The organism is Terriglobales bacterium (genome assembly GCA_035543055.1).
Lineage (GTDB): Bacteria > Acidobacteriota > Terriglobia > Terriglobales > Acidobacteriaceae > JAIQFD01.
Window position 1 is genome coordinate 18,012 of record DATKKJ010000064.1, and the last position, 9,701, is coordinate 27,712.

10 protein-coding genes are annotated in these 9,701 nt (G+C 64.1%); 8 read left to right on the plus strand and 2 right to left on the minus strand.

The features are described from left to right. Positions 1–111: 111 nt before the first annotated feature. The gene (locus tag VMS96_05275; GenBank protein HVP42819.1) at positions 112–876 is read right to left on the minus strand and encodes an SDR family oxidoreductase; all 765 of its coding nucleotides are present in this window, start codon (positions 874–876) and stop codon (positions 112–114) included. Between the two features lie 552 nt (positions 877–1,428). Here VMS96_05275 and VMS96_05280 point away from each other — a divergent pair. Together VMS96_05280 and VMS96_05285 are read left to right on the plus strand one after the other, a co-directional pair. Beyond that, entirely contained in the window at positions 1,429–1,920 is a 492-nt protein-coding gene (locus VMS96_05280; protein HVP42820.1) for a group I intron-associated PD-(D/E)XK endonuclease, read from the plus strand. 76 nt (positions 1,921–1,996) lie between these two features. Next, complete coding sequence (locus tag VMS96_05285) at positions 1,997–2,365, plus strand: carboxypeptidase-like regulatory domain-containing protein (protein ID HVP42821.1); 369 nt, start codon at positions 1,997–1,999, stop codon at positions 2,363–2,365. 189 nt (positions 2,366–2,554) lie between these two features. On the opposite strand, the gene VMS96_05290 is transcribed toward VMS96_05285, so the two are convergent. Then, on the minus strand, positions 2,555–2,878 hold the full coding sequence (locus VMS96_05290) for a GIY-YIG nuclease family protein (GenBank protein ID HVP42822.1): 324 nt from the start codon (positions 2,876–2,878) through the stop codon (positions 2,555–2,557). A 327-nt stretch (positions 2,879–3,205) separates the two neighbouring features. On the opposite strand from VMS96_05290, the gene VMS96_05295 reads away from it, so the two are divergent. The 6 genes from VMS96_05295 (at position 3,206) to rocD (ending at position 9,520) form a co-directional block, all read left to right on the plus strand. Continuing rightward, a complete protein-coding gene (locus VMS96_05295) occupies positions 3,206–4,549 on the plus strand; it encodes a cyclic 2,3-diphosphoglycerate synthase (protein HVP42823.1) in 1,344 nt (447 codons plus the stop codon). Beyond that, complete coding sequence (gene argF, locus VMS96_05300; GenBank protein HVP42824.1) at positions 4,546–5,514, plus strand: ornithine carbamoyltransferase; 969 nt, start codon at positions 4,546–4,548, stop codon at positions 5,512–5,514. Before VMS96_05295 ends, argF begins: the two co-directional genes overlap by 4 nt. Positions 5,515–5,938: 424 nt before the next feature. Then, positions 5,939–6,925 carry a carbamate kinase gene (arcC, locus tag VMS96_05305; protein ID HVP42825.1) on the plus strand — a complete coding sequence of 329 codons (987 nt, stop codon included), beginning with the start codon at positions 5,939–5,941 and terminating at the stop codon, positions 6,923–6,925. Positions 6,926–6,927: 2 nt separating this feature from the next. Beyond that, on the plus strand, positions 6,928–7,884 hold the full coding sequence (gene pyrB / locus VMS96_05310) for an aspartate carbamoyltransferase (GenBank protein ID HVP42826.1): 957 nt from the start codon (positions 6,928–6,930) through the stop codon (positions 7,882–7,884). A gap of 27 nt (positions 7,885–7,911) precedes the next feature. After that, positions 7,912–8,271: a four helix bundle protein gene (locus VMS96_05315; protein ID HVP42827.1), complete on the plus strand. Its 360-nt coding sequence runs from the start codon at positions 7,912–7,914 to the stop codon at positions 8,269–8,271. Between the two features lie 37 nt (positions 8,272–8,308). Continuing rightward, positions 8,309–9,520 carry an ornithine--oxo-acid transaminase gene (rocD, locus tag VMS96_05320; protein HVP42828.1) on the plus strand — a complete coding sequence of 404 codons (1,212 nt, stop codon included), beginning with the start codon at positions 8,309–8,311 and terminating at the stop codon, positions 9,518–9,520. Positions 9,521–9,701 lie beyond the last annotated feature (181 nt).

Here is a 9,701-nt window from a genome sequence, read left to right on the forward strand (position 1 = left end):
CCAAGCCTTTCGCTTGCCCGACGCCATTTCAACGCGCGCCGGGGTGTATTGGCGGCACCTCGCAGCTACGCGAGGTGCCGCACGAGCTCCTGTTCAGCCCGGAACCAGTCTTCACGCCGCCGCGGTCTCTGCTGCGGACTGAGTGAGCCAGGTCTCGAAACGCGTCTCGCCGAGTCGTGCGTTCTTGCCCGGAACCAGTGTCGTCTCACCGATCTTCGCCCCAGAGTAACGCGCTTGTGGGTCGGCGATGACTTCGCGGGGATCTTTGAGCGACGCCAAGCGCCGCCGTACGAGTTCATGCACGCGAAACTGTTCCGGCCCTCCTATTTCGACAGTGCCATTTTGCGGCGGGCCTACCGCGATCCCTCTCAAGGCACTCGCGACATCGTCGGCGGCCATCGGCTGGAAGAGCACGGGAGGCAGATGCACCTTGCCGCCGACCATGGAAATGTCGGCAAGGCCCTTGACGAACTCGAAGAACTGCGTCGCCTGCACGATGGAGTAGGGGACCGGAGATTCTTTGATCAGTCTCTCCTGAGCGATCTTGGCCCGGAAATAACCGCTCTCGGACAGCCGTTCGGTTCCCACCACTGACAGCGCGACGTGATGTCCTACCCCCGCGGCCGCTTCATAGGTGAGCTGGTTACGGGTGGATGTCTCGAAGAAGTTCAGCACGGCTGCGTCCTCCCAGGAGGGAGAGTTCGATACGTCCACGACTGCGGAGGCGCCCTTCAGCGCTTCGGCCAGCCCCTCGCCGGTGAGAGTGTCGACCCCAGACTTGGGTGATGCCGCCACCGCCTCGTGTCCGTGCGCACGAAGCTGGTTGACAAGCCTTGATCCAATGAGCCCACTGCCGCCGATCACTACGATCTTCATATGTGTCTCCTTCATTCTCGACCAAGGCATTTCGAAGCCGTCGGTCTTTGCATTGGCTAGGACAGGACCGAGTGCGAACACGGCCGTTAGCGTGAGAGTCGCGTCAGGTTGTTTACAGGACACCTCCCCGCGGAGAAGGGCGCGAAGGTTAGCGATGATTCTTCAGCGGCTCGACGATCGAGCCGGGCCAGTGCGTGACGATGAGCGGGAACGCATCCTCATGTTTCGAGAGACGCCCCCACAACTCGACCTTTGTTGGTGGCGCCAGGTCATGCGCACGCCAACAAGGGTCTCTTGCGCCTCTGTCGATGGCACTAAGAGCTACTTACCCCACAAACCCGGATAGTTTACCGCGTTCACTGCAAGCGGAATGTCGTTGCCCCATGAAATTTTATTGACTTCGTGGCTCCTGGCGCGGCGCGTCAGCGGGTGTCCTATCCGCCTGAGGTAGTGGCGTTCCCGAACAGAAGAATGGACGGCTTTGGCCGCTGGAGGGCACAGTGGGTGACGGGCGTCACAGCCGGCTGGTTGTCCGCCAGCTAGCATGTGCGGATGCGACGATGGGAGAAACTGCTGCACCCGTTCATGCGCAGCACCAAGCGCCGCGGCGAATGGGCCGAAGCCGCCTTCGTCGCCAAGGCCCTCGGCCAGGGACTGAGGGTTTCCAAACCCTTGGGCGACTCCGATCCCTACGACTACGTCGTCTTCAATATCCGGCATGCCATGAACCGCGTGCAGGTGAAATCGGCGTGGGCCCGTCGGATGGGCCGGGGCTACGAGGTCCGCAGCACGAATCAAAAGCTAGACCGGCGCGATTTCGACTTTCTCGTGGTGGCCCTACCTGAGGTCGATGTCTGGTATGTGATTCCGGTAGACGCCGTACACGGGAAGCGGAACGCTCGTCTGTATCCGGTGGAGCGGAGGCGCAGGAAGACGCGATGTGACTACGAGCAGTACCGCGAGGCCTGGCACCTGCTGACCGGCGACGAGCCCGGCGCCTGGGCCCGCTACCAGCGCTTCACCATCCACGCGGGCACGGAGTAGCCTTAGCCCGGCGCGTGTTGGAGAAGAAGACGGCGGCAGGGGTTGCCCACCCGCCTTGAGTTAGAGAGGTGCACTGATGAAACTGACGTTTGCTTTACTTTCTTTACTCGTGGTCTTGACCGCCGTCGCGTCCACCTCGGGGAATGGTGTGCTGAGCGGCCAAGTTGCCAGCGTTGTCGACGGGTCGCCTGTCGCGCGTGCCTGGGTGCTGATTCACCCCTCCGGCGGAGGAATTGAAGATGTCCGCATCACCGTCGAGCGTGACGGCAAGTTCTCTGCTGAATTGCCACCGGGCTTCTACGACGTGTTCGTCACGGCAGTAGGATTTGCCCCGACGTGCTCCAAAGTGCGGCTGCGGGCGGGCCAGACTACTACCTATAACCCAAGAATCGGCGTGTCCAAACTTGAGTCTTCCCAAATAGCCAGCCGAGTCGCCCTCATGTGAATTTGCCCGGGGGGCTCTAGCTCCCAACTCCTGACGTGGGTTGGCCGTTCTGTTGCTTATGATCAGGCAGCCCGATTAAACCCGAATTTTTCAACCCTGTCATCCTGAGCGAGGGCGCCTGCCCGAGCGAAGGACCCCCGCCAATTCGCACCTGACGATGCCGCGTACAGGCACTCCGGCCCGGAATGCTCAGCGTTGGGCCTCTCCGATGATCAGCATCTCGGCATCGAGGTGCTCAGCCAGGTCAGCCCAGCGCGGGTTCAGCTTCTCGATCAGTGCGATCTTTTTCGAGCGCCTCCAGCCCTTTAGTTCCTTCTCCCGTCGGATCGCCTTCAGGACATTGTCGTACTCCTCGTAACAAAGCAATCGATCACACCCGTACTTGGCGGCGAAGCCTTCTAACTCGCCACTCTTGTGTTGTCGGACGCGGTTGCTCAGGTCATTGGTCATGCCGATGTACAGCGTTCCGGAGTTGCTGCCGACGATGTACACCCAATAGCGATGCTCGCGCATGGAAGCAACCTAGCAACTGCAGCCGCGCCTGTCTGTGACATCTCGAACCGAAGCGCCTGCGAGCAGCCCTCAAGCTGCGGGCAGTCGAGGGGTCCTTCGCTCGGGCATGCGCCCTCGCTCAGGATGACAGATGGGATGAGTACGCCCTCGCTCAGGATGACACCCCCGGGGGGCTGCTGGCCGGGTCGGATGCTCTGCGTAACTCTCTGTCGCTCAACTACATACAGATAGTGCCGTCACACATCCGAGTGACTGCCCTCACTGCCGCCGGCCCGCCCCAAGGCGCACCATAGCCTGTAATTCATTCCGCAGTCATACGAGGCCCCTATGAAGAAGGTCGTCATTCTCGGGGCGGCGGGGCGGGACTTTCATAACTTCAATGTCGTGTTCCGCCACGAGCCCGCCTACCAGGTCGTCGCCTTCACCGCCACCCAGATCCCAGACATCGCCGGACGCAGCTACCCGCCGGAACTGGCCGGGCCGCTCTATCCCAAAGGCATCCCCATCCTGGAAGAGAAAGAGCTGGAGAAGATCATCCACGAGCACGAGGTGGACGTGGCGGTCTTCTCCTACAGCGACATCTCGCACCAGAACCTGATGCACCTGGGCTCGCGGGCGGTGGCCGCGGGCGCCGACTTCTGGTTGCTGGGCGCGCGCCGGACGCAACTGGCGGCCAAGGTGCCGGTGATCTCGGTCTGCGCCGTGCGCACCGGATGCGGCAAGAGCCCGGTGTCGCGCGCGGTGGCCGCCGAACTGCGCCGCCTGGGCTGGAAGCCGGTGGTGGTGCGCCATCCCATGCCCTACGGCAACCTGGTGGCGCAGGCGGTGCAGCGCTTCGCCTCGCTCGACGACTTGGTGCGCCATCAATGCACCATCGAGGAGCGCGAGGAATACGAGCCGCACATCGTCCAGGGCACCACAGTCTATGCCGGCGTGGATTACGAAGCCATCCTGCGGCAGGCGGAGAACGAGGCCGACCTCATCCTCTGGGACGGCGGCAACAACGACACCCCCTTCTACCGCTCCGACCTGGAGATCGTGGTGGCCGATCCGCACCGCGCGGGACACGAGCTCAACTACTACCCCGGCGAGGTGAACCTGCGCATGGCCCAGGTGGTGGTGATCAACAAGGTGGATACGGCGGCCATCGATTGCGTGGACGTCGTGCGGCGCAACGTGCGCCTGAACAATCCGCGCGCCCGGGTCATCGAGACCGCGTGCCGGGTGAGCGTGGCTGACCCGGAGCAAGTGCGGAACAAGCGCGTTCTGGTGGTCGAGGACGGTCCCACCCTGACCCACGGCGAGATGCCCTACGGCGCCGGAGTGGTGGCGGCGCGGCAGTGTGCTGCCGCCGAGCTGGTGGACCCGCGGCCCTTTGCGGTCGGCTCCATCCGCACCACCTATGGGAAGTACCCGCACATGACCCGCCTGCTGCCCGCCATGGGCTACAGCGACATGCAGCGCCACGAGCTGGAGGAGACCATCAACGCCGTCCCCTGCGACCTGGTGCTGGTGGCCACCCCGGTGGACCTGGCGCGGATCATCAAGCTCAACAAGCCGGCGGTGCGCGTGACCTACGAGATCGAATGCATCTCCAGGCCGACGCTGGCCGAGGTGCTGGGCGAATTCACCGTGGCGGCGCACAAGCTCCATGAGGCGGTGGTGCTATGAACGACTTCCTTTCCCTGCGCGACTTCACCCCGCAGCAGGTCCGCAACCTGCTCGACCTGGCGCGGCACATCAAGGCCCATCCGCTGGATTTCAGCCAGGTGCTGGAAGGCAAGACGCTGGCGCTGATCTTCGAGAAGCCGTCGTTGCGGACGCGGGTGAGCTTCGACGTCGGCATCCAGCAGCTGGGCGGCTTCTCCCTGTACCTGTCGCCGGCGGAGATCCAGCTGGGCAAGCGGGAGTCGGTGCACGACGTGGCCAAGAACCTGGAGCGCATGGTGCAGGGAATCATGGTCCGCACCTTCGCCCACGAGATCGTGGAGAAGATGGCGGAGCACGCCTGCGTCCCGGTCATCAACGGGCTGACCGATTTCAGCCATCCCTGCCAGGCGATGGCGGACTTCCTGACCATCGAAGAGGTCATGGGCAAGAGCGCCGGGTTGAAGATCGCCTACGTCGGCGACGGCAACAACGTGGCCCACTCCCTGATGTTCGCCGGGGCTCAGTTGGGCGCGCATGTCTGGATGGCCACCCCGCCCGGCTACGAGCCCAAGTCGGAGGCCGTGAACTGGGCGCGGGTGCGCGGCGTGCAGACCGGCGCCACCTGCACCCTGACCCATGACCCGGTCGAGGCGGTACGCGACGCCGACGTGGTCTACACCGACGTCTGGACTTCGATGGGACAGGAATCGGAGGCGGAGCTGCGGCGCTACGTCTTCCTGCCCTTCCGCGTGGATGCGGCGCTGTTCGCGCGCGCCAAGCCCGACGCCATCTTCATGCATTGCCTGCCGGCGCATCGCGGTGACGAGGTGACCGACGAGGTCATCGACTCCCTGCACTCGGTGGTCTTCCAGCAGGCCGAGAACCGGCTGCACGCGCAGAAGGCGATCCTGTACGAGCTGATGAAGGACGTGCCGGTGGAGTCGCGGTTCGAGGCGCATAAACCCTCGCTGGAGTTGGTCAAGTAGCTAGTAGCTCGTAGCTAGTAGCTAGGGAGGAACGATGCAAGGACATCGAGACCTTGCGGCATGGCAAAAGGCGATGGAGCTTGTCACCGAGATCTATCGTGTTACCCGCACGTTCCCACAAGACGAGCGATTCGGCCTCGTTTCGCAGCTTCGTAGAGCCGCTGTCTCGGTTCCGAGCAACGTCGCCGAAGGTTACGGCCGGAACTCGCGGAACGAACTGCACCATTTCGTCGGACAGGCGCGAGGTTCGCTTTGCGAAGTGGAAACGCAGGTCGAACTTGCCAAGAATCTCGGCTTCTTAAAGCCAAGCATCGCAACCGAGCTAACGAGGAAAGTCGCTGAAGTAGGGCGGCTACTGACGGGTTTGCGTACGTGGTCTGCACAGACAGGAGCCTAGCTACCAGCTACTAGCTACCAGCTACTTATGAAAACAATGCTGATCGCGGTCGGGGGCAACAGCCTGATCCGCGCCGGAGAAAAAGGCACGGTGGGCGAGCAATTGGCCAACACCCGCCGCACCGCTGCCGCCATCCTCGGCCTCATCCGCGACGGATACCGGCTGGTGATCACGCACGGCAACGGGCCGCAGGTAGGGGCCGACCTGCTGCGCTCGGAGCGCGCCTCCGACCAGGTGCCCGGGCACACTCTGGACGTCTGTGGCGCCGCCACCCAGGGAGAGATCGGCTACCTGCTGGCGCAGTCGCTGGATGACGAGCTCGCGGCCGCCGGGCTGCACGTCCCCGTGGTTTCGGTGGTGACCCAGACCGTGGTGTCGCGGAAGGACCCGGCCTTCCGCCATCCCAGCAAGCCCATCGGGCCTTTCTACTCGCGCGCCGACGCCGAAGAGAAGCAGCGCCAGTTCGGCTGGACCATCGTGGAAGACGCCGCCCGCGGCTATCGCCGCGTGGTGCCGTCGCCGGAGCCCATCGAGATCGTCGAGCAGGAGGTCGTCCGCGACCTGGTGAATGACGGCGTGCTGGTGGTGGCCTGCGGCGGCGGCGGCATCCCGGTGGTGCGGGAGAACGGCAAGCTGGTAGGCGTGGAGGCGGTCATCGACAAGGATCGGGCCTCGGCGCTGCTGGCCTCGAACCTGGGCGTGGATATCTTCGCCATCTCCACCGATACCGACTACGTCTATCTCGACTACAAGAAGCCGGCCCAGCGCCCGCTGACCCGGGTGACGGCGCTGGACATGGAGAAGCACTACGCTGCCGGCTACTTCCCCGCTGGAAATATGGGGCCCAAGGTGGAATCGGTGTTGCGCTTCCTGAAGGCCGGCGGGCGGGAAGCGGTCATCACCTCGTACGAGAATCTGCAGCACGCAGTCGCCGGCAAGGCGGGCACCCACATCGTCCCCGATGGCTATCTTCAGGCCCTCGAGGAGCGCGAGCACGAGATCATCGGCAGGTGAGCATGAAAAGCATTCCTGAGCCAGTGGCGGAGAAGCCGGCGCCGGATCCCGCGCGCCTGCGGCACGTGGTGGAGTCCCAGCAGTTCACGGTGCCGTTGCTGATGGAGCTGTTCGACCGGTCGCGTGGCATGGAGCGGGTGGTGGCCCGCGGCGGCACGCTCGACTTTCAGAACAAGATCATGGCCACTCTGTTCTACCAGCCCTCGACGCGCACCCGCTTTTCCTTCGAGGCGGCCATGCACCGGCTGGGCGGGCGGGTGCTCTCCACCGAGCATGCGCGCGCATTCTCATCGGAGACTGAGGGCGAACAGGTCGAGGACTCGATCCGCATCATCGGCGGGTATTCCGACGTGATCGTGATCCGGCATCATACCGAGGGCGGGGCCAAGCGGGCATCGGAGGTATCGCCGGTGCCGGTCATCAATGCCGGCGACGGCGAAGGCGGGCAGCACCCCACGCAGGCGCTGCTCGACCTGTACACCATCTACCGGGAGCGCCCGCTGGACGGGCTGAGCGTGGCCTTCATCGGCGAGCTGGACAAGGGACGAACCGCGCGCTCCCTCGCCTATCTGCTGGCCAAGTTCGAGCGGGTCAAGGTCTTCTTCGTGGCCCCGGCCGAGCTGCAGATGAGGCCGGACATCCTGCAGTACCTGGACCGCCACGGGGTCCATTACGAGCTGGTGTCGCAGATCGACGGGATCGTGGGCGAGGTGGACGTGGTGTACCAGACGCGCATCCGGCCCGAACGCGTGGCCGACGTGCAGGCGCTGCGGCGCTTCGCCATCGATTCCAGCGTGCTGCCACGCATGAAGCCGAACGCCATGATCCTGCACCCGCTGCCGCGCACCGTGGAACTGGACAAGACGGTGGACAGCGATCCCCGGGCCCTGTACTTCCGCCAAGCCACCAACGGGCTGTATGTGCGCATGGCGCTGCTGACGATGGTTTTGGATAAGTAGTCAGGAGTCGGGAGTCAGGAGTCAGCGATGAAAGGACACCGCGATCTGCTGGTTTGGCAGAAGTCGATGGCGCTGGTCACTGATATTTACCGCGTAACGCAATCGTTTCCTCAGTGCGAGCTCTACGGGTTGACGAATCAGATCCGGCGAGCGGCGGTGTCTGTGCCAAGCAATCTGGCAGAAGGGCACGGAAGAACATCGCGGAAGGAGTTCCATCGCTTCGTCGGACAGGCTCGCGGTTCGCTCACTGAAGTGGAAACGCAACTGGAGATTGCTCGAAACCTGAATTACCTCACGGAAGACAACGCCAGGGAGCTATTGGATCGGGCGAGTGAGGTGGCTCGCATGCTGAATGGCCTAAAGGCTTGGTGTGAGTCCGCCAGCTGACTCCCGACTCCTGACTCCCGACTACTCGAAAGGACTTATGCCGACCATCGAGATCACTCGCACGCAGGAATTCATCGAGCTGGAAGAACAATACGGCGCCCGCAACTACCGGCCGCTGGACGTGGTCATCGAGCGGGCCGAGGGCGTCTGGGTCTATGACGTCGAGGGCAAGAAGTATCTCGACTGCCTGGCGGCGTACTCGGCGGTGAACCAGGGCCACTGCCATCCCCGCATCCTGCGGGCCCTGACGGAGCAGGCGCAGAAGGTGACGCTGACCTCGCGCGCCTTCCGTAACGACCAGCTGCCGCTGTTCTATCAGGAACTGCATCAGCTCACCGGCTACGACCTGGCGCTGCCCATGAACTCGGGCGCCGAGGCGGTTGAGACCGCCATCAAGGCGGCGCGCAAGTGGGGCTACCAGGTCAAGGGCATCCCCGACGGCCGGGCCGAGATCGTGGTCTGCGCCAATAATTTTCACGGGCGCACCATCACCGCGATCAGTTTTTCCACCGACGAGCAGTACCGCGACGGGTTCGGGCCGTTCACCCCGGGATTCAAGGTCATCCCCTTCGGAGACGCCCGCGCGCTGCGCGAAGCCATCACCCCCTACACCTGCGCCTTCCTGGTGGAGCCCATCCAGGGCGAGGCCGGCATCCTGATCCCGCCGCGCGGGTATCTGAAGCAGGCGGCGGAGATCTGCAGCGCCAGCGGGGTGCTGCTGATGTGCGACGAGATCCAGTCGGGGCTGGGGCGCACCGGCAAGCTCTTCGCCTGCATGCACGAGGGGATCCGGCCGGACGTGCTGATCGTGGGCAAAGCGCTCTCCGGCGGCTTCTACCCGGTGTCGGCGGTGCTGGCGTCGAAGGAGGTGCTGGGCGTCTTCCAGCCCGGCGACCACGGCTCCACCTTCGGCGGCAACCCGCTGGCCTGCGCCGTGGCCCGCGCCGCCCTGCGGGTGCTGGTCGAGGAGAAGCTGGTGGAGCGCTCGGCCACCATGGGCTCCTACTTCCTGAACCTGCTGGAATCGCTGCACGGCCGCGAGCTGCGCGAGATCCGCGGGCTGGGGCTGTGGATCGGCATCGAAATGACAGGCCAAGCCCGCCCCTACTGCGAAGCCCTGAAGGAGGAAGGCGTGCTGTGCAAGGACACGCACGACCACGTGATCCGCATCGCGCCTCCGCTGGTCATCACCCGGGAGGAGATCGACTGGGCCTTCGAGCGCATCCGGCGGGTCATCGAGAAACACTGAATCGCGCAGAGGCAGCAGCGCCTATTTCGGGGTGTGCGGAGGCAATGGTGCGGGGGCGGGCGCGCGTGGTTCGCCGCTGCTCCGCTTGTGGTTGAGGACCGAATAACCCCACCCTGTGGGTGTGCTCGGCATTACTTGTGCTAAGCCGATTTATCGCTCGTTGACCGGCTTGCCCAGCGGA